Below are 19,247 nucleotides of genomic sequence, written 5' to 3'. Positions count from 1 at the left end.
AGGTGGCCGTGCCGCCCGCACCCGGCCGAGGGGCACACAGGGGCCTGAATTCTGAGACGCACCTCGACTCTCCGCAAGCCCTCAAGGGGCACTCGACTACGGTGAATTCATGGACATCAGCGTGGTCGCCGCGGCGCGCGAGGACGACAGCCCGGTCGAGGAGCCCTTGCGGGTCGCCGCGCTCGCCGACCGGCTCGGGTATCGCGAGGTGTGGGCCGGGGAGGGCCCGACGTGGGACGCGTTCGTCCTGGCCACGGCGATCGGGCTGGCCACCGGGCGGGTCGCCCTGACGGCCGGACCCGTGGCCGTTTCCGTACGCGACCCGTTGACGATCGTCAGAGGCGCCGCGTCGGCCGCCGCCGTCACCGGTCGTCCGGTCGGGGTGGCTCTGGGGACGTCCAGCAAGCGGGTCGTCGAAGGCGTGCACGGCCGGCCCCGTACCCGGCCCGCGGCCGTACTGGCGCAGACCGCCGAGGCGGTAGGCGGCCTGATGCGCTCCGAGCCGGGCGAGGCGATCGTGCCCGCGAGTGCCTTCCGCCGGCGCCTTCGGCCGCCCGGTGGCCCGGTCACTGTGGCGGCGTTCGGTGACCGCGCGATCGCCACGGCCGCCGAACATGCCGATCGCATGCTGCTCGACGTGGTCTCCCCGGAGCAAGTGCGGGAACTGCGGGCCAAGTTGACCGTGGCCGCCGAGCAGTCGGGCCGAACGCCGCCTCGGCTGGCCGCCTGGCTGCCCGCCGCCGTCGACCCGGAACCGGAGTCCCTCACGCAGATCCTGCGGAGCGTCGTCGGCTATCTGACGGTGCCGGGCTACAGCGACATGTTCGCCGCGGCCGGCTTCGGTGAAGCTGTGGAACTGGCGCGTTCCGGCGCCGACTCGGACACGCTGCTCGCAAGGCTCCCGCTCGAGGCCGCGAGCACCGTGGCCCTGGTGGGCGACGCCGCCACCGTCCGCGCCCGCATCGACGCGTACGCCACGGCCGGTCTGGACGAGATCGCCGTGGTCCCCGCCACCGCCGCCGACCCGGCAGGAGAACGAACTCTGACCGCGCTGGCCGATCAGGCGCACTGCTCAGGAGGATGACGTCCCGGCCACGGGCCAGGGTCGGGATTTGGGGCTCGTTCAGCGTTCGGTCGGCGGGGGCAGCGGCCGTGCCGTGGTCAGGGCCGGTCGGTTGCGACGGTCAGATCGCGGATCTCGTATCCGCCGATCTCGTCTTTGAAGGTGACGCGGGGCGTTGTCGTCATCCGGACTCCTTCAAGTGCGAAGAGGCGGCTGAGGAAGATGTCGGTCTCAAGGATCGCGATGGGGGCTCCGGGACACCGGTGTGCCCCGTCGCCGAAGGACAGTCCGCCCGCGCCCGCGCTCGTACCCGCGCGTTCGTCGAAGGTGCGACCTGGGCAGACGGACAGCGGACGGGGGCCGACGGCGTGCGGGTCGGTGTTGGCGTCGTCGAGGAAGATGTCGACCAGTTCACCGGCGGATATGGTGACCGGTCCGTCGGGGCCGGTGAGTTCGAGGGCGGTGGTGGTGCGGCGGCTCAGGCGTGCCACCACGGGTTCCAGCCGCAGGATCTCGTGGAGGATGGCGAGGCGCTGCGGCTCGTCCCCCGCACGGTAGGCGTCGAGCAGCTGGTCGTCGGTGAACAGGTGCCATGCCGCGACGCAGATGAATTCGCGAGTGGTGATCATTCCGGCTGCGGCGAAGGTAAGGCACTCGCCCAGGATCTCGACGTCTGAGCAGCCCTCCGCGATCAGATGCGAGATGAGGTCGTCGCGCGGCTCGCGGCGATGGGCTCGGATCGCGGGGCGGACGTCGGCGAGGTGGATGCGCAGCCAGTTGGCGTTCTGGCGCAGCAGCCAGTAGAGCCCGTGCAGGCTGGTCAGGCCGGGAGTGCCGAACTTCTCCGGGAAGAAGGCCTCCAGCCTGCCGCGGATGCCGGGTCTGCTGTTCGTCAGGCCGATGACCGCGCTCGCCACGTCGATCGCCATGCCGAAGCTCAGTTCGGACAACTGTGCCGTACCTGCCGCGCGCAGCGTGGAGAGCTGTTCCTCGGCGATCCGTACCATCAGGTCGCGGTAGTGCTCCTCCACCCGGCGGGGCGTGAAGTACCGCGCGGTCTGGCGTCGGTGTTCACGGTGTTCGGGCCCGTCGCGATAGAGGACCGGACGCCGTACCCGGGCGGGCAGTTTCTCCACGGTCTCGATGCCGAGCCCCGCCTGAAGGGTGCCGGTGCTGCGCAGCACGGCCCGGGCCTGCGCGTAACCGCGCACCTGCCACGTGCCGTCACTGGCCTGGCTGACGGGGCAGGTTGCCGGGACGGTTCGGTGGTCGGTTCGGCGGTCGATCTTGCGGGCGTCGCCAGTGGCGTCGTTCACTGTTCAAGGCCTCCGTGATCAGGATCGGCCTCCCGGTGAAGTCACTCATGGGGAGCTGTCCTCCAGGTTCCGGGCCGGGACGTGGAGGCGCCAGTCCATTCACGAGCCACTTGTACTCATCTGCCGGACCGCCGACGTCAGCCCGGGGAACTCCGGTACGTGTCCGGGGAGTTGGGGGTACGGAATTGGTTGCTGTGTGCCCCAGCGGGCAGTTGACGATGAGTGGGGAGCCGAGAGCGATGAGCGAGCGGTCAACGGGCGGGATCGCGCCCATCAACTCCTCCGTGGCGCATCCCGCCCGCGTCTACAACGCCTGGCTCGGCGGCAAGGACAACTACCCCGCGGACCAGGAGGCGGCCGAGCTCGCGGCCGCGGCCAATCCGGAGATCATCCCTGCGGTCCGCGCCAACCGGGCCTTCCTGGGACGGGCGGTTCGAAAGCTGGTCGTGGGTTCGGGGATCCGGCAGTTCCTCGACATCGGGACCGGAATCCCCACCGCGGACAACACCCACGAGGTGGCGCAGCGGGTCGACCCCGGCGCCCGTGTGGTGTACGTCGACAACGACCCGATCGTGCTGGCCCACGCCCGGGCGCTGCTCGTCAGCACCCCGGACGGTGCGACGGACTACCTCGACGCGGACCTGCGCGACGTGGACCGCATTGTCACCGCGGCGCGGGAGACACTGGATCTGTCACAGCCCGTGGGGCTCATGCTGGTGGCGATCCTGCAGTACATCCCGGACGCCGACGATCCGTACGCCATCACCCGGGGCCTCCTCGACGCTCTCGCGCCCGGCAGTCACCTCGTGCTCTCCCATCCGGCGTCCGACATCGGCGCCGACGAGGTCGCCGAGTCGATGCGGGTGTACAACGAGCGGGCCGCCGAGCACGCGGCCGCAACCCCCCGCTCGCACTCCGGGGTCACGCGGTTCTTCGACGGCACCATCCTGCTGGATCCGGGCGTCGTTCAGCTTCCTCAGTGGCGCCCCGACCCCGAAGAAGCGGCCCCCGTCGGCGCGTTGCCCATGTGGTGCGGGGTCGGGCGCAAGCCGTAACGGTCGAGCCGGAGCAGGGTTCTGCCGCGTCCACCTCGGTCCCGGCCCCGCGACGCGTGATCCAAGGCGTACGCGGGCCGGCGGGCAGGTTCAGTGGTCGTCGGTGATGCGGGTGGCGGTACCGTTGATGATCTTCACCTCGGCGGAGACGCCGCCGCCCTTCGTGGCTGCTTCCAGCTCGGCTTCGGTGCACGCGGTGGCGGCCTGTCCGTCCTCGTCACCGCAGATGTCGCCGGTTCCCCAGATCTCGGTGTCCTCGGCGACGAAGAACTGCTGCTTGGTGCCCTTCATGTCGGACACCGTGAACTTGCCCGGCGCGAGGTAGGACACGGTGCCGAACCAGGTGCCGTTGACGCCCTTGCCCTGGTTGATGCCCTCGATCGTGCCCTCACCGGTCCGGTCCTCGTCCCCGGTCGCGGGAGTGGAGCCGTCCTCGCTGTCGTCGACGGCAGGACCCTCGTCCGGCGCCGGACGCTCGGTGATCTTCGTTGCGACGCCGTTCTTCATGACGACGTCCGCGGCGATGGAACCGCCCTTGAGGACCTTCTCCAGGTCATCGGTCGTGCACGGGGTGTCGGCGGACTGGTTGTACTCGCCGCATATCGTGCCCGCCCCGTACACCTTCGTGTCGTCGGCGACGAAGAACTGCTGTGCGTCCTTGCCTGCCGCGTTGACGATGTACTTGCCCGGCGCCAGGTACTCCACCGTCCCGTCGGCGAAGGTCCCGCTGACCCCCTTGCCCTGCGTCTTCGAGTCCGCCGCCACGGCCGACGCGTCGACCTTGTTGTTGCCCGAGGACGCCCCGGCACCGTCCGCGGTGTCGCTCTGACATGCCGTCAGCAGCGTGGTGCCCGCGGCGAAGGCGGCGACGACGAGGAAGGACTTGGTGCGACGGGCGGAGACCATGCTGGTGTTCCCTTTCGTAGGTGGGCCGGACGCGTTCGCGCCCGGCCCTTCCGGCGATCTGCTGTGTATTCACCATGCGTCACGCCACTGGCCAGGAACAGCGAAGTCCTCGACCCATGACACCGTTGTCACCGATTGGGGACACAGCAACATCCGTGCATCGCAAGGAAGCCGAGGCAACCCGCGCAGCGCCTCAACCGTCCGCCCCGGAGCGCTCGTGGTCTACGGGCGAGGGGCCGACGCGATCCCCACCATGACGCCGTCGGCCTGGCCACAGCACAATGCGCCGGTGGACAACATCACGATCCGTCCGGCCCACCCCCACGAGCTCGGCGTCGTCGCCGAGCTCCGATGGCACTGGATCCTCGAGGACCACGGCTTACCAGTCACCGAGGGCTTACCAGTCACCGAGCGCGAAGAGTTCGTGCGCCACTTCGTCACATGGGCGAGGGAGAACGCGTCCTCCCATCGCTGTACGGTCCTGGTCCGTGGCGGGGTGATCATCGGCATGGCCTGGCTGGCCGTCCTCCAGCGGGTGCCGACCCCTCACGCCCCGCAACGGGCATCGGGCGACCTGCAATGCGTGTACGTGATTCCCGGCGAGCGTGACAGTGGTCTGGGCGGCCGGCTCATCGACGCGGTTCTGGCCGACGCCCGGGAACTCGGACTCGAACGAGTCACCGTGCACTCCACCCCTCGCGCGATCCCTGCCTACTCCCGCCACGGATTCGCCCCCTCCCCTCGTCTGCTCCACGCCCCGGTCGCCCGCACGACCTCCCATCCCTGACAGTCGGCTGCGCCCCGCGGTACGTCCGAACGGGGAGGCTGCGGGCGCCAGTTGACCGTCTGGGACGCCCTTCGCACCGCCTGGGACGCTATTCGCGAGAAAAGTCCGGCCCGTTTACGTATCGGACAGTGTCAACGGCCGAGTCGCACTCGCGGAAGGAGCGTCCAGGATGGATCCCTTCGCCGCAGTACCGCGTGCCCTCGCGGCAGAGATCACCGGGCATATGCGCCGCACTCTGGAGGAGGTCTCCGAGGAGGTGGAGCAGGAAGTCCGGGACGGCGTTCCGGAATATGCACGTCCGACGGACGACACCTACATGCGCACCCTCAGAGCCGGCGTCGTGGAGGCGCTCGCCCTGTTCATCGAGCGGATCGCCGAGCCCGGACGCGATTGGGGCCGAGTCGCCCACACGTACCAGGAGATCGGCCGGGGCGAGGCCGTGGAGGGCCGCAGCCTGGACACCCTGCAAACCGCTCTGCGACTCGGCGGCCGAGTGGCCTGGCGGCGGATGGGCATGCTCGCGGACGAACTGCATCTCGAGCCCAACGTGGTGGCGGCCCTGGGCGAGGCGGCCATCCTGCACATGCACGAGATCGCCGAAGCCGCTTCGGCGGGCTACACCGAGGAGCGGCTGCGCAGCAACGGCGAACTGACACGGCGCCGCAAGCGGCTCCTCGATCTGCTGCTCGCCGAGTCCCCGGCCTCCCCCGAGGCCCTGCGGGAACTCGCGCATGCCGCGCAATGGCCGATGCCCCGGCAGGTCGCCGTCCTGGTGTTCGACAACACGGCGCGGAACGACGAGGAACCGCTGCTGCTGCCCGCAGGGGTACTGGACGACACCGGCGCCCGCCCCGCTCGCCTCCTGATCCCCGACCCGGACAGGCCGGGTGCCTGGCCGGGGCATCCACCGGCCCTCGCTCTCCGGGACAAATCGGCCGCGGTCGGGCCGGCGGTCGCGCTCACCGAGGCCGCCGACTCGCTGCGCTGGGCGACGCGGGCCCTGGACCTCGTACGCAGGGGGGTGCTGCCGTCCGACAAGGGTGTGGTGCACTGCTCCGACTACCTTCCGACGCTGCTGCTGCACGCCGACGAACCGCTGTTGCGCAGACTCTCGCACCAGATGCTCGAACCGCTGGGGGCCGTTCAGACGCCGCAGCGCGAACGGCTGGCCGAGACGCTGCTCGCGTGGCTGCAGAGCGGCAACAGCGTCGCCGACGTCGCGGAGGGATTGCACATCCATCCGCAGACGGTGCGCTATCGGCTGCGCCAGTTGGAGAAGCTGTTCGGCAGCCGTCTCCGCGACCCGGAAAGCCGCTTCGAACTCGAACTCGCCCTCCGCGCAGGGGTCGCACCGGCACCCGGCAGCCCGGCGGGCGATCCCTTGGATTCATCGGCAGGCTCGCCCGTTCCCCGGCTGCGGTCCACCGGCCGCTGACGTCGCGGAGGAACGCGATTCCCGCCGTGCTGGTACGCCGCTCGCGCACCCTCCCCGGTGCAGTGCTGCGTACATCGGCCCGGCGGATTCGGCGACGGTAACCGTAGCGGTGGCGGTGGCGGTGGCGGTGGCGGTGATCGAATGTCCTGAGTCCTCCCGGTGGCCGGTGAGCGGCGCCGCGGCGCCTTGGCGGGCGGATATGCGGGCGAGTGGAACCGCACGCGTTCTCTGACCAACTCTGAGCCACCCGGCCGCGTTCTCCTACTCATTTTCGGAGAAATCTCTGGCCGCACAACTGTCATTCCGTCTCTAACGCCGCATGCGTACGGTCACTTAGTTTCTGGGGAATCCCAATGGCAGCGCGGCTTGCTCCGCTTCGATCGGCCGCGCCCGACGTACAGAGGAATCCCCCATGCGTCAGTCCTCATCCCATGGTCGGCGGCGGCGACCGGTCGTACGCCTCTCAGCGGCGGCCGCGCTGCTGGCCGGCGGCGGTGGCGTGGTCGCTTTGACTTCGCCGGGCGCGTCCGCCGCCTGTTCCGACATCGAAGTGGTCTCGGCCCGCGGCACATTCGAACCAGGAAATCTCGGCACGATCGTGGGTGATCCGGTGTTCTCCGCGTTACAGAAGCGCGTTACCGGCAAGACGCTCACCAACTACAAGGTCAACTATCCGGCCGACCTGAGCCTCACGTCGAACTCCCAAGGCAACACCGACCTGGTCAACCACGTGAAGAGCCAGGCGAGTTCCTGTCCGAATCAGAAGTTCGTCCTGGTCGGGTATTCGCAGGGCGCGAACGTGGTGGACAACTCGATCGGTATCAGCAGCGCAGGCGCGACGGTAGGCGGCCAGATTGTCGCCACCATCCCCAACGACGTCGAACCGAAAGTGTCCGCGGTGCTGCTGTTCGGGAATCCGATCAGGGCACAGGGAAAGAGTGTCACCGGAACGTACGCGAACCGTACGCGGGACTTCTGCGCACAGGGCGATCCGGTCTGCGAAAGGGGTGGCAACAACACGTTGGCTCACCTGAGTTACCGCAACAATGCCGATGAGGCGGCGCTCTTCGCCGCCGGAAAGGTCTGACGGCTCATGGTCTGAAGCGGCGCCGAAGTGCCCGGGGGCATTCGCTCCCGGGCGCTTTCCGTCGCGTGATCGTCGCTCTTGGTCGACTGTCGGTGACTGAGGAATTCCACTGCGTACCGGCTTCGGTCGCATACGGTGCGTGGTGGCAGGCATGTCGTCCCAAGCGCGATCAGACCGCACGGAGGCTCACGTATTTCCTTGGGTATCCGTGGCGATTCGTTATCCGCTGGCGTCATGCGGTGTGCTCGGTGTCGGGGTCGCCTGTAAGTACGTGGATCGAATGTGTGACCTTCCGCGGCAAGTGTCGTTGATCGGATGACAGCATCACGGGCGTGGAAGGGGGCACAGGTGAGCCGGAAGTTGCCGTGCGCCGAGGGTGAGACGGCTCGCACCGCCTGTGCCCGTGGTCTGCTGCGCACCGGCGTGGAGGAGAAGAGCGGCGAAGTCCTGCCCGCGGTGGTGCTGGCGGAGCGGGTGGGCTGGGCTGCTGATCTGGTGTCCGGGATGGTCGCCGCGCTGCTGGCCGAGCACTGGAACGCCGCCGATGTGGACATGCTGGCCGCCGGCGAGGACGCTACGGGCCGCGGGCTGCCGTCGAACGCCTGGATGGCCCTGCGCCGCCTGGGCTGGACGGTCGGCCCGGCCGGGGGCATCCGCGTCAACGACCGCATCGTGCGCATCGCCCAGGAGGCGGCCGGGCGCACGCTGCGTGCGGCGAAGTGGCGCGCCGACCTCACCACCGCGGTCATCGCGACCTGGCCCGCCGACCCCGTCAGGCGCACCCCGCAGGAGTGGGACCAGTTGCGTGAGGCGGTGCCCGGCGGGGAGTATTTGCCCTCCAGCGTCATCAAGGGCCGTACCCGGCAGATCACCGCGTTCGTCAAGCAGCACGGCCGGATGGCGGTGAACGTATTCGAGCTGGAGACCGCGCCCCGGAACGCACGCATGCTGTTGCTGTCCGCCTGCGACAGGCAGCAGGCCACCATCGAACGCGCCGACGAGCCGGGCCGGGCGCTGCTGCGGCTGCAGCTGCCCACCCGCCCCGACCCGCGGTCCTACACGGACTGGACGTGGGTGGCCTGCCCCATCAAGCTGCCGCCGACGGTCCCCGCCGGTGCGGTGCTGCACCTGCCCACCCTGCGTCTCCATCAGGGCCGGGTGCTGGCCGATCTCGCCTACACCCACGCCGTCCCCAAGACGCAACGGACCGGACACACGGTCGCGCTGGGCGTGGACTGGGGACTGCACACCCTACTGTCCGCCGGGGCCGCCCGGCTGAACGACGACAAAACCATCACCGCCCTCGGCAGCGGCGGCATGTTCCGCGCCGCCGGTGTCCTGGCGAAACAGCACCGGCTGCGCCGCCAAGGCGAGCACCTGCATGCCAAGGCCGACCACTACCAGCGGCTCATCGGCGGGGCCGAACAGCACCACCTGACCGCCCGGCACACCGTCCTGGCCGACGAGATCCGGCATGTGTCCGACCGGCGGTCGAACCTCAACGACGCCCTCGCCTGGGCTGCCGCCCGCTGGGCAGTGGACCAGGCCATCACCGCCTCGGCCACGGTCATCTACGTCGAGGACCTCCGCTCGATGGAAGCCCGCGGCATGGGCCGCACCCACAACACCCGCCTGTCCCAGCAGGTGCGCGGGCAGATCGTGGCCCGAATGCGGCACCTCGCCGCCGAGACCGGCATCGCCGTCGTCACCGTCCCGGCCCGGAACACCTCGAAACATTGCCCGCAGTGCCTGGAGGTGTTGCGGCACCGCAAGGCCCCCGACCGGCCCACCGCACCGGGCTGGAAATGGGCCCTGTGCGGCTCCTGCGGCTGGCAGGGCGACCGCGACCAAGGGGCGTGGCGGCGGATCGCCGCCCGCGGCCTCACTCACCAGGCCAAGACGGTCACCGACCGCGCCAGCGGGACCATGGCCATCCGCACAGTGATCGACACACTCGAAACCGGCGCGGTCATCACCCCCGCGCCCAAGACCAGCCGGACGGACCGGTCCAAGACCGGACCCACCCGGCACCGCACCACACGTCCGACGCCCAGGCGACGCCGGACACCCTCCCCCACCGGACCTTCGGATCCGGCGGGCAAGCGTCCGGAGGGACAAGCTCACACGGACCGCAGACGGCTGCCCCGCGCAGCCCACCGGCACCAGGGCGTGACGACGATCAGCACACCCACCAACCGGCATCGGCCACGAGGAGCAGCACTGGGCGCAGGGTTCCACCTGCACGCCCACGCCACCCCTCCACGATGGGCAGAACCCACGCTAGGCACCACGTCTTGCGTGGGATCGCTTAGCTGATTAGAGACGCTTCGATGCAGATCGCTTCGAGGTCATCGAGGCAGGGTCCGACGACGTCTGGTGCGGTCTGGGCGAAACACTGGACCGATCCTTCTCCCGTCGTGGTGCGGCCGGCTACGCGAGACTTGTCGGGTGCGCCGACCACACGGCGTCCGGGCCACGGCCTCTTGCCGACGGCTCATCATGGGGACGGGCGGGCACGTGACCGGCATGCGGCGCCTCCTCTCAGCAATCCGCCGTCGATCCGAGTGACGCCGTCCAGGCCGGCCGGGCCCTGGTTCTGTTCGGATTCTCTTCCGCTCAGCGCGCGGGCGTGGGCGCCTCTTCGGGAAGCAGTCCCGCTGCCTTCACGGCGGTCCAGAAGTCCGTCGGCACGGGATGGTTGAAGAGATCCACACTGTCGGCCACCTCGTGGGCGGAGCGAGCGCCGACCACCACACTCACGACAGCTGGGTGTCCGAAAGGAAGCTGCACCGCCGCCGCGAGCAGCGGTACGTCGAAGTCCCCGCACACCCTCTTCAACTTCCTGATGCGTACGGCCAGTTCGGCGGAGATCGCGGTGTACCCGTGCGGCGCGCCGGGGCGGGGGTCGGCCAGCAGCCCGGACTGATATACCCCTGCGGCCATGACGGCGATTCCCCGCTCGGCGCACAGTGGCAGCAACTCGTCGAGCCCGGACTGGTCGAGGAGGTTGTAGCGCCCGGCCAGCAGGACGCAGTCGGGTCCGGGAGAAACGGCTTCCCGCAGAAAGCGGACAGCCACAGGTGCGTGGTTGACGCCGAGCGAGACCGCGCCGATGGCGCCCTTGGCCCGTAGTTCGGCCAGTGCCCGATAGGCCTCGCCCACCGCGGCACCGAAGTCCTCGTCGGGGTCGTGGACATGGAGCACATCGACGCGGTCGAGGCCCAGCCGTTCCAGACTCTCCTCGACCGAGCGCAGCACCCCGGCGTACGAGTAGTCGAGCCGAGGCCCGACGCCCGGCGGAGGGTCCGCCCAGATCGGCTGAGTGTCGCGGCCTCCCGGTTCGATGAGTCTTCCCACCTTGGTGCAGAGCACGTACGTGTCGCGGGGCCGTGACGCGAGCGCCGCGCCCGTACGGGTCTCCGATCGCCCATAGCCGTACACGGGCGCCGTGTCGTACAGCCGGATGCCCAGATCCCAGGCGGTGTCGAGCGTGGCGGCCGCCTGTTCCTCCGACACGGGCTCGAACAGTCCGCCGAGGGAGGCGAGTCCCAGTCCGAGGCGGCTGACCCGCAGTCCCGTACGGCCCAGTGGTGCGAGGTCGTCAGCTCTCATCACGAACCTCTCCCCCACTCCGCCAGACGCCAATCTCCGTGGCCTGGTCAGTCGGCGGTCGCGGGCAGCGCGGCGCGCAGGCGGGCGGTCTCTGCGGGGTCCCAGCCGGCGCGGGGTACGGAGGACAGCAGGAGTTGGGTGTACGGGTCGGCCGGGGTGGCCAGGACTCGGGCGGTGGGGCCCGTCTCCACCGCCCGGCCCCGGCGCATGACCAGGATGTCGTCGGTGATCTGGGCGATGACGGCGAGGTCGTGGCTGACGAAGACCAGGGCCACTCCGGTGTCGCGGCGGATGTCGCCGAGGAGGCGGAGGATCTGGGCCTGGATGGAGACGTCCAGGGCGGCCACGGCTTCGTCGAGGACGAGCACTTCGGGGTCGAGGGCCAGGGCGCGGGCGATGGCGAGGCGCTGGCGCTGGCCGCCGGAGAGGGTACGGGGCCGGGCCCCGGACTCGCGGCTGCCCAGGCCCACCTGGTCGAGGAGTTCGGCGACGCGCGCCTCGGCGGCGGCCTGGTCGTGGCGGCCGTGCAGACGCAGGGCCGTGTGCAGGCATTCGGCGGCGGTGAGCCGGGGGTCGAGGGATCCGTAGGGGTCCTGGAAGACGATCTGGATCTCGCGGGCGCGGCGCAGACGGGCCGCATTCCGCCCGACCCACCTGTTTCTCGCTCCGCTGTCTCCCGCTCCGCCCCCCTTTCCGGTGGCGCGTTCGCGTCCGTTCACGGTGATCGTGCCGGCGTCCGGCCGTACGAGGCCGACAAGCATCCGGGCCACCGTGGTCTTGCCGGAGCCGGACTCGCCGACGATGCCGAGGCTGCCGCCGGGCGTGACGGAGAAGGACACGTCGTCGACGGCCATCGTCCGTCCGGCGCCCGGTGCCGGGTAGGTCTTGCGCAGGCCGTGAACGGTCAGCACGGGATGGGCTGCGGCGGTCATACAGTGCTCCTCGCTACGAGTTCCAGACGGCGGCAGGCCGCTGATCCGTCGCCGTCCAGCGGCACCGGCGTCGGCGTCCATGTTTCGCAGTCCGGTTCCGCCTGCTCGCAGCGCGGGGCGAAGGGGCAGCCGGGGAAGGCGTCGGCCAGCGAGGGCGGGCGGCCGGGGATGGGGTGCGGGTCGCGGTCGTCGTCCAGGGCGGGCGAGCAGTCCAGCAGGCCCCGCGTGTAGGGGTGCCGGGGGTCGGCGAACAGGGTGCGGGCGGGCCGGTGTTCGACGATCCGCCCCGCGTACATCACGTACACACGGTCGCAGTAGGCGGCGGCCAACTGCAGGTCGTGGGTGATGAAGAGCATGCCCAGGCTGTCCCCCGCCTCGCGGCGGTCCCCCTGCAACCGGCGCAGCAGCGCCAGGACTTCGGCCTGGGTGGTCGCGTCCAGGGCGCTGGTCGCCTCGTCGGCGAGGAGGAGCGCGGGGTCGGTGGCGAGGGCGGCGGCGATCACGACCCGTTGGAGCATGCCGCCGGAGAGTTCGTGCGGGTGCTGGCGCAGCCGCCGCTCGGGGTCGGACAGGCCCACGGCGTCCAGCAGCTCGACCGCTTTGGCCGTGGCCTCGCGCTTCGGTGTGCCAAGCACGCGGACCAGCCGTTCGGTGAGGAAGTCACCGATGCGGCGGACCGGGTTGACCGCGGACCGGGGGTCCTGGAAGACCATGGAGACACCGCGGGCCCTGTGCTGCCGAAGTCGTGCCGGGTCCATGGCGAGTACGTCCTCACCGTCGGCCAGCACGGCGCCGGTGGCCTGTGCCCCGTCGGGGAGCAGCCGCAGCGCGGCCCGGGCCGTGGTGGACTTGCCTGAGCCCGACTCGCCGACCAGGCCGACGACTTCGCCCCGGTCGACGGTCAGCGAGACGTCCGCGAGAAGCGGCCGCGCGGCGGCTCCGGGGGGAAGCCGGAGCGTCAGATTCTGGATGTCCAGCAGCATTGCTGTGTTACCTCCCGCTGCCGAGCCGGTCGGAGACGCGGACCCCGACGACGTTGAAGGCCACCACGACGGCGGCGATGGCGATGCCCGGCACGAGCGCGGGCAGCAGTGCCTCCTGCACCATGGCCTCCTGGCCCTCCTGCACCATCAATCCCCAGTCGGAGCTGGGGGGTTGGGCGCCGAAACCCAGGTAACTGAGGGTGGCGAGGCTCATCAGCCCCTCGCCGAACAGGACGACCAGATAACCGACGAGCGAGGCGGCCAGGTTGGGCACGAGGTGCCGTACGCAGATCCGTGTGCCGCCCATCCCCTGGACCCGGTAGGCGTCTATGTAGGGCTTGGCCCGCTCGGCGAGTGCGAGGCTGCGCGTGTACCGGGCGATCGTGGGCGCGTAGGCGAAGCCCAGGGCGATGACCGACGTGGTGAGACCGTCGCCGAGAACCGCGATGACCAGCACGACGAACAGCAGACCCGGGAACGCGTACATCACATCGGTCACCCGGGAGAGCAGCGTGTCCACCCAGCCGCCGCGCCAGGCCGCGACCGTGCCCATGGTGACGCCGATCAGCGCGGCCAGCGCGAGCAGGGCGAGGGGCGCCACCAGGCTGGCGCGGGCGCCGTACAGGAGTCGCGAGAGCAGGTCCTGCCCCGAGGCGTCGGTGCCGAGGAGGTGCTCGGAAGTGGTGCCGGCGAGTGAGGCGCTCAGGTCGACCGCGTCGGGTGCGTACGGCGCGATCAGCGGGGCGAAGGCCGCTGCGGCCACGGTCAGGATCAGGAAACCGCCCGCGATCAGGACCGACACCGGTCGACGTCTCCGGCGTGCCGTCAGCGGAAGCAGCGTCTGGGCCGGCACGGATGCCGTGGCTGTCATGCGGTCCTCCCTTCCAGTGAGACGCGGGGATCGATCAGCGGGTGTGCCAGGTCGACCAGGGTGGTCACGACGACGTAGCCGCAGACCATCAGCAGCAGGACGGCCTGTGCCACCGGGAAGTCGTGCGTGTTGATGGAGCTGACCAGCAGTGAGCCGATGCCGCTCAGCCCGAAGGCGGGCTCGACCACGACCGTGCCGGCGAGCAGGCCCGCCGTGACGAGTCCGCACATCGTCACGATCGGCCCCAGCGCGTTGCGCAGTACGTGCCGCAGGACGATCTGGTGCTCCGGGAGTCCGGCGGCGCGGGCGGCTTCCACATGGTCGGAGGCGTACGCGTCGGCCATCGACTGCCGGGTCACCCTGCTGATCACCGCGAGCGCACCGAGCGCCAGGGCAAAGGCGGGCAGGGTCAGGTGGTGCAGGCGGCCCGTGAATCCTTCTCCTTGTCCGGTCACCGGGAACCAGCCGAGCTGTACGCCGAACAGCGACGCCAGGCCGATGGCGGCGACGAACGCGGGCACCGAGGCGGCGAGGGTCGTCGCGCCGACCACGGCCGAGTCGGCCCAGCCGCGGCGCACGGCGGCCACTACTCCGGCACCGACGCCCAGCACCACGAAGAACACCGTGGCGTAGGCGACGAGCCCGAGAGTGACCGGCAGCCGTGCCGTGATCAGGTCCGCGACCTGGTCCCGGTACTGGAACGAGCGGCCCAGGTCGCCCTGCACGCCGTCCCAGAGCCACCGGCCGTACTGGACGACCAGCGGCTCGTCCAGGTGGTACTCGGCACGCACCGCCGCCAGTTTGGCCGGAGTGAGTTCCTGCACGCTCCCGGCCAGAACGGTCGCCGGGTCGCCGGGAGCGGCGTAGACGGCGGCGAAGATGACGAACGAGGCGGCGAGCAGCGTCGCGAGCAGCCCGGCGACGCGGCGGGCCAGTGCGCGGATCACGGTTCTAGCCCTTCGTGCCGAGGTCGGCGGCCCATGGGTAGTACAGGCTCACCATGGACGCGGGTGCGCCGGTGTACTTCTTCGCGAGTACCAGCACGGACGGCACCTGGACCAGCGGGATCCACACCTGGTCCTCGGCGAACTTCCGCTGCGCCTGTATGACGAGGTCGGCGCGCTCGGCGTCGGCGATGGTCCCCAGCGCCTTGGTGACGAGGGCGTCGTACTCCTTGTTCTCGTAGCCCAGCCAGTTGTTGGGGCTGGCGGACATGCCGTTGTCGTAGAAGCCGGCGGGGTCGGCCTTGGAGATGTACCAGTCGGCGGGGATGAGGTCGAAGCCGTCCCGTGAGGCGGGGTCGGCGAAGAACTCGTCGTAGCGGCTGGCGGGGACGGTCTTCACGGTGACCTTCAGCCCGATCCTCTGGGCGGCGGAGCGGACAGCGCTCGCGATGACGGTCTGGTTCTGGGTGCCGTTGCTGGAGACGACGATGGGGGTCGAGGGTGCTCCGGCCTCTTCGACCAGCTTCTTCGCCTTAGCGATGTCGTCGTCCGAGGGTGAGACGGTGTACGCCGTGGAGCTCTCCAGCTGCTTCTGCGCCTTCTCGAAGGCGGCCTTCTCGTAACCCCACGCGCCGGGTCCCACCGGGGTGGCCCACGGCTCGGCGAGGCCGCTGAAGCCGGACTTGGCGATGCCCGTACGGTCCATGGCGAGGGAGAGCGCCTGGCGCAGACGGGCGTCCTTCAGCGCGCCGTCGCCGTTGGGGATCAGCGACCAGGCGGTGGTGCTGGGCCCGTAGTGGACGCCCACGCCGTCCTTCTTCGCCAGGGCGGCAGCGGGTCCGGTCGCGGTGAGGTACGCGCCGTCGGCGGCGCCGGTGGAGACGGAGTTGACCATGGCGCTGCCCTCCGCCCAGCGGAAGACGACGCGCTGGGGCAGCGCCTTGCGGTCGGCGTTCCAGTAGTCCGCGAAGCGCTCGATGGTGACGGCGGATCCGGAGTCCCAGCTCTTCAGCGTGAACGGTCCCGAGCAGGCGTCGGTCCGGCCCGGCGTGCCGAAGTCGTCGCCCTGGCTCTCCACCGCCTTGCGCTCCAGAATGATCCCGGCGTCCCCGGCCAGCGCCTGCTCGAACAGGGCGCTCGGCTTCTTGAAGGTGACGGTGACCTGGTACGTGCCGGTCTTGGTGATCCGGTCCACGTCCTCGTACTCGTCGGCCTCCTGCATGTCCGGCTCGGCGTGCCGCTTCAGACTCCACACCACGTCGTCGGCGGTCATTTTCGTGCCGTCGTGAAAGGTGACGTCGTCGCGGAGGTTGAGGACGAGTGTCGTGTCGTTCGGATGGTCGGCGCTCTTGGCGAGCAACGGTTCGGTGGTGAGGTCGGGTTGGACCTGGAACAGCCGTTCACAGACGTTGGCCATGACGGTGCGTCCGCTCGTGTCTCCCTCGCGGTCGAGGTCGAGGAGACCGGGCTCCTGGTCCAGCAGCCAGTTGACCGTGCCGACCGGGCCGGACGCCTTCGCAGTGGTGTCGACGAGCTTCAGTTTCGAGGCGTCGAGGGCCGAACCGGATGAGTCGGTGTCGGCACCTGAGCACCCGGTGGCGAGCAGCAGCGCCCCGGCCGCCAGCCCAGCGGCGGTGGTACAGAGCTTGGTTCTCATGGCGGGCTCTCCTCGGGAGAGGTCGGGGTGGGGGTCGGGGGGGTGTCGTGCGGTACCCAGAAGCTGATGGAGTGTCAGTTCGGTGCTGCCGGGCCGTCGTAGAGGTTCCAGGGCAGGTGCTGGTACTCGTGGTCGCACGGGGTGCCGGGGGTGACGTGGTAGTCGCCGGTGGTCAGGTCCACGCAGGAGGAGAGCAGCGTCGCCCAGCGCTTGACCTGGGGATCCCGCTCGTCGGGGTGGGTGCACAGGCCCTCGGGGTGGCCGAGGTGGTCGGACATGGCCTGGCGTATCAGCTTGCGGGACTCGTCCGGAGACGTGGCCTCGCGCAGCCGGCGCAGTCCGGCCGTGGCACGGGGGACGCGGATGAGCGAGTCGGAGGATTCGGGGCGGTAGTTCGCGGCTAGCTGGACGGGCAGGCCGGCCTGATAGTGGTTGCCGTGCACGAGCAGGCCGTCGTCCGGGTACAGCCAGCCGTGGGCCCCCGGCGTCGTCTCGAGGTCGACAGCGAACCCTTCGCGGCAGGTCAGCAGGGCGTTGCTGGCGATGTGACCCCGGGTGCGGCACAGCACGTCGACCGCCTCGCTGATGGACGGACTGTCCAGCACCCGTCGGCGGATGACGGTCTGGGGCAGCCCCACCGCGTCGTCGAACCGACCGCCCAGCCCGTTGGCGTTGAGGGCCACGCCCGCGGAGTTGGCGCCTTGGCGGCCGATCTGGCCCGCCTCGACCTGCATGATCAGGGTCGGGCGCGGAGGCTGGACGATTCGCAGCATCACCACGGTGTCGGCGGTGCCGGCCCGCCAGTCCCAGTTCTGCCCCGCGTACACGTGCCCGTCGCCGCTCGCCTCGCCGATGACGGCGTAGGAGGTGCAGCCCTCGATCTCCTCCCGCGAGGGCTGCTCGCGCAGGGCGGCAAAGGTGCGGTCGTACAGGATCTCGCCCCGCACGTTCAACGCCAGCACGTCCGGCAGGCCGACTCCGGCGCCCTCCGCTATTCCCTCCATCTCCTCGACGAGGTCGGGCGCGTACACCCGCACCGGCTCCAGCCAGCGGGCGGCCCGTGCGCCGACCTGCTCCCACGTGAGACCGGAGGAACTGCCGAAGGCCTCCTCGTAGTACGCCAGCGCGGCCGCGAGGCTGTCGCGCACTGCCTCGCCGTACTGGCGGCCGCGCTCAGCGGGTGTACCGGAGATCTCGACCAGCGGGATCGTGCGAGCGGACATGCCTCTCCTGGGGTCGTCGGAAGCTCCGATCCTGTAACGTCTGTTTCAGATCTCGGCGCTTCTGGAATGAGCAGTACCAGGTTGTAACGTCGACTACAGGGGAGTCAATAGCTGTAATGGGTGAAACAGAAGACGTAACAGAGGCCGGCCCCGAGGTAACCGGCGCGACACGTCTGCGCGCCGCCGTACGCGAGTCCTGGGACGACCTGTCCGCGTCCGAGCGGGCGGTCGCCCAGTATCTGGCCGCGGCCGTGCCCGAAAGCCTGCTCTTCGCGAGCGCACAGGAGTTGGGCGCCGCCAGCGGAACCAGCAACGCCACCGTCGTACGCGCCCTGCAGCGTCTCGGTTATGCGGGTCTGCCCGCGCTCAAGCACGACCTCGCCACCGACTTCACCTCCACCGTCGCCCCCGAGGAGCGGCTCAAGCAGCGCATCGCCCATGTCGGCCGGGACCTGGAGCGGATCCGCGACCGCGTCTTCGACGAGGCCGTCGAACGGCTGGAGCAGTGCCGCCCCCTGCTCGACCCGGACGTCCTCACCCGCGCGGTCCAGACGCTGGCCGACGCGCGCGAGGTGGTCGCCTACGGCGTCGGCGCCTCCGAACTCGCGGCGCGGCACCTCGTGTTGAAGCTCCGCAGAACCGGACGCCGGGCCCGCTTCGTCGGCTCCACCGGCTTCACCATGGCGGACGAACTGCTGGACCTGGGCCGGGGTGACGCGGTGGTGGTACTCCAACCGGGCCGTCTCCTGCGGGAGTTCCTCGTACTGGCCGACCGGGCCCGGTCGGTCGGGGCGGGCACGGTACTGATCACCGACGAGCCCGAAGGACCCCTCGCGGAGCGGGTGGACGTGGTCATCAGCGCGCCGCACACCCCGACGGGGATCACCGCGGAGTCACTGGTGGCCACCGTGGTCGTGGACACGTTGGTGCTCGCGCTTGCCTCGCTCGACGAACCGCGGGCCGTCGAAGCGTCCCACCAACTGACCGTCCTGCGGCAGCAGTTGCTGGATGCGCCAGAACCGCGGGAGGCACGGGGGCGCAAGGGATAGCGGGGAGGGCGGCGTCGTGGCCACCTCTCTACGACGCCGTCCCCGACCCGCACCTGCCTGCCCTGAAACCCGCACCTGCCTGCCCTCGAACCCCGCATGACGCCGCCCTGACGGAGGCCCCGAATGACTGACCTCTCGTGGACCGGACCAGACTCACCGACGCCGAGTCCGACCGTCCCGAGCAGCCGAACGGCGCCCGGCGCGACGTCATGCTGAGCTTCGACGTCGACGGCACCGCGCTGCCGGCCGACTACACGGACGACATCTGGCGCGCGCCTCGGTTGTTCTCCCTCGGGGCGTACGGCCCCGTCCGCGGCGTGCCACGCA

16 protein-coding genes are annotated in these 19,247 nt (G+C 70.3%); 7 read left to right on the top strand and 9 right to left on the bottom strand.

Going from position 1 to position 19,247, the window contains the following annotated elements; translation table 11 throughout:
- Positions 1-109 precede the first annotated feature (109 nt).
- Positions 110-1,084, top strand: coding sequence for an LLM class F420-dependent oxidoreductase (locus tag ACTWQR_RS27920; RefSeq protein WP_443229928.1), 975 nt, complete (start codon positions 110-112; stop codon positions 1,082-1,084).
- A gap of 77 nt (positions 1,085-1,161) precedes the next feature.
- On the opposite strand, the gene ACTWQR_RS27915 is transcribed toward ACTWQR_RS27920, so the two are convergent.
- Positions 1,162-2,379, bottom strand: a complete 1,218-nt coding sequence (locus ACTWQR_RS27915; protein ID WP_443229927.1) for a cytochrome P450 — start codon at positions 2,377-2,379, stop codon at positions 1,162-1,164.
- A 239-nt stretch (positions 2,380-2,618) separates the two neighbouring features.
- On the opposite strand from ACTWQR_RS27915, the gene ACTWQR_RS27910 reads away from it, so the two are divergent.
- Positions 2,619-3,434 carry an SAM-dependent methyltransferase gene (locus ACTWQR_RS27910; protein ID WP_443229926.1) on the top strand — a complete coding sequence of 272 codons (816 nt, stop codon included), beginning with the start codon at positions 2,619-2,621 and terminating at the stop codon, positions 3,432-3,434.
- Positions 3,435-3,524: 90 nt separating this feature from the next.
- Here ACTWQR_RS27910 and ACTWQR_RS27905 read toward each other — a convergent pair whose 3' ends face one another.
- Positions 3,525-4,340 (bottom strand): hypothetical protein, encoded by an 816-nt coding sequence (locus ACTWQR_RS27905; RefSeq protein ID WP_443229925.1) that lies wholly within the window; start codon positions 4,338-4,340, stop codon positions 3,525-3,527.
- Positions 4,341-4,629: 289 nt separating this feature from the next.
- Here ACTWQR_RS27905 and ACTWQR_RS27900 point away from each other — a divergent pair, with 289 nt between their 5' ends.
- The 4 genes from ACTWQR_RS27900 to ACTWQR_RS27885 all read left to right on the top strand — a co-directional run bounded on the left by ACTWQR_RS27900 (position 4,630) and on the right by ACTWQR_RS27885 (position 9,965).
- A complete protein-coding gene (locus ACTWQR_RS27900; RefSeq protein WP_443229924.1) occupies positions 4,630-5,127 on the top strand; it encodes a GNAT family N-acetyltransferase in 498 nt (165 codons plus the stop codon).
- 169 nt (positions 5,128-5,296) lie between these two features.
- A complete protein-coding gene (locus tag ACTWQR_RS27895; protein WP_443229923.1) occupies positions 5,297-6,562 on the top strand; it encodes a PucR family transcriptional regulator in 1,266 nt (421 codons plus the stop codon).
- Between the two features lie 412 nt (positions 6,563-6,974).
- Complete coding sequence (locus ACTWQR_RS27890) at positions 6,975-7,649, top strand: cutinase family protein (protein WP_443229922.1); 675 nt, start codon at positions 6,975-6,977, stop codon at positions 7,647-7,649.
- A gap of 348 nt (positions 7,650-7,997) precedes the next feature.
- A complete protein-coding gene (locus ACTWQR_RS27885) occupies positions 7,998-9,965 on the top strand; it encodes a zinc ribbon domain-containing protein (RefSeq protein ID WP_443229921.1) in 1,968 nt (655 codons plus the stop codon).
- 300 nt (positions 9,966-10,265) lie between these two features.
- On the opposite strand, the gene ACTWQR_RS27880 is transcribed toward ACTWQR_RS27885, so the two are convergent.
- The 7 genes from ACTWQR_RS27880 to ACTWQR_RS27850 form a co-directional block, all read right to left on the bottom strand.
- Positions 10,266-11,261: an aldo/keto reductase gene (locus ACTWQR_RS27880; protein ID WP_443229920.1), complete on the bottom strand. Its 996-nt coding sequence runs from the start codon at positions 11,259-11,261 to the stop codon at positions 10,266-10,268.
- A gap of 47 nt (positions 11,262-11,308) precedes the next feature.
- Positions 11,309-12,193: an ABC transporter ATP-binding protein gene (locus ACTWQR_RS27875; RefSeq protein WP_443229919.1), complete on the bottom strand. Its 885-nt coding sequence runs from the start codon at positions 12,191-12,193 to the stop codon at positions 11,309-11,311.
- On the bottom strand, positions 12,190-13,176 hold the full coding sequence (locus tag ACTWQR_RS27870; RefSeq protein ID WP_443229918.1) for an ABC transporter ATP-binding protein: 987 nt from the start codon (positions 13,174-13,176) through the stop codon (positions 12,190-12,192). The genes ACTWQR_RS27875 and ACTWQR_RS27870 overlap by 4 nt, the downstream gene beginning before the upstream one ends.
- A 7-nt stretch (positions 13,177-13,183) precedes the next feature.
- Positions 13,184-14,047, bottom strand: a complete 864-nt coding sequence (locus tag ACTWQR_RS27865) for an ABC transporter permease (protein WP_443229917.1) — start codon at positions 14,045-14,047, stop codon at positions 13,184-13,186.
- Complete coding sequence (locus tag ACTWQR_RS27860; RefSeq protein ID WP_443229916.1) at positions 14,044-14,994, bottom strand: ABC transporter permease; 951 nt, start codon at positions 14,992-14,994, stop codon at positions 14,044-14,046. Before ACTWQR_RS27860 ends, ACTWQR_RS27865 begins: the two co-directional genes overlap by 4 nt.
- A 4-nt stretch (positions 14,995-14,998) precedes the next feature.
- Positions 14,999-16,648, bottom strand: a complete 1,650-nt coding sequence (locus ACTWQR_RS27855; protein ID WP_443229915.1) for an ABC transporter substrate-binding protein — start codon at positions 16,646-16,648, stop codon at positions 14,999-15,001.
- A gap of 74 nt (positions 16,649-16,722) precedes the next feature.
- Positions 16,723-17,871 carry a C45 family autoproteolytic acyltransferase/hydolase gene (locus ACTWQR_RS27850; protein ID WP_443229914.1) on the bottom strand — a complete coding sequence of 383 codons (1,149 nt, stop codon included), beginning with the start codon at positions 17,869-17,871 and terminating at the stop codon, positions 16,723-16,725.
- A 116-nt stretch (positions 17,872-17,987) separates the two neighbouring features.
- Here ACTWQR_RS27850 and ACTWQR_RS27845 point away from each other — a divergent pair, with 116 nt between their 5' ends.
- A complete protein-coding gene (locus ACTWQR_RS27845; RefSeq protein ID WP_443229913.1) occupies positions 17,988-18,920 on the top strand; it encodes a MurR/RpiR family transcriptional regulator in 933 nt (310 codons plus the stop codon).
- Positions 18,921-19,247 lie beyond the last annotated feature (327 nt).

Origin of the sequence: Streptomyces sp. 2A115, from assembly GCF_052245575.1 — a bacterium.
Lineage (GTDB): Bacteria > Actinomycetota > Actinomycetes > Streptomycetales > Streptomycetaceae > Streptomyces.
The sequence above is the reverse complement of the archived record's forward strand: the minus strand, read 5'-3'. Positions and strand labels throughout refer to the sequence as shown.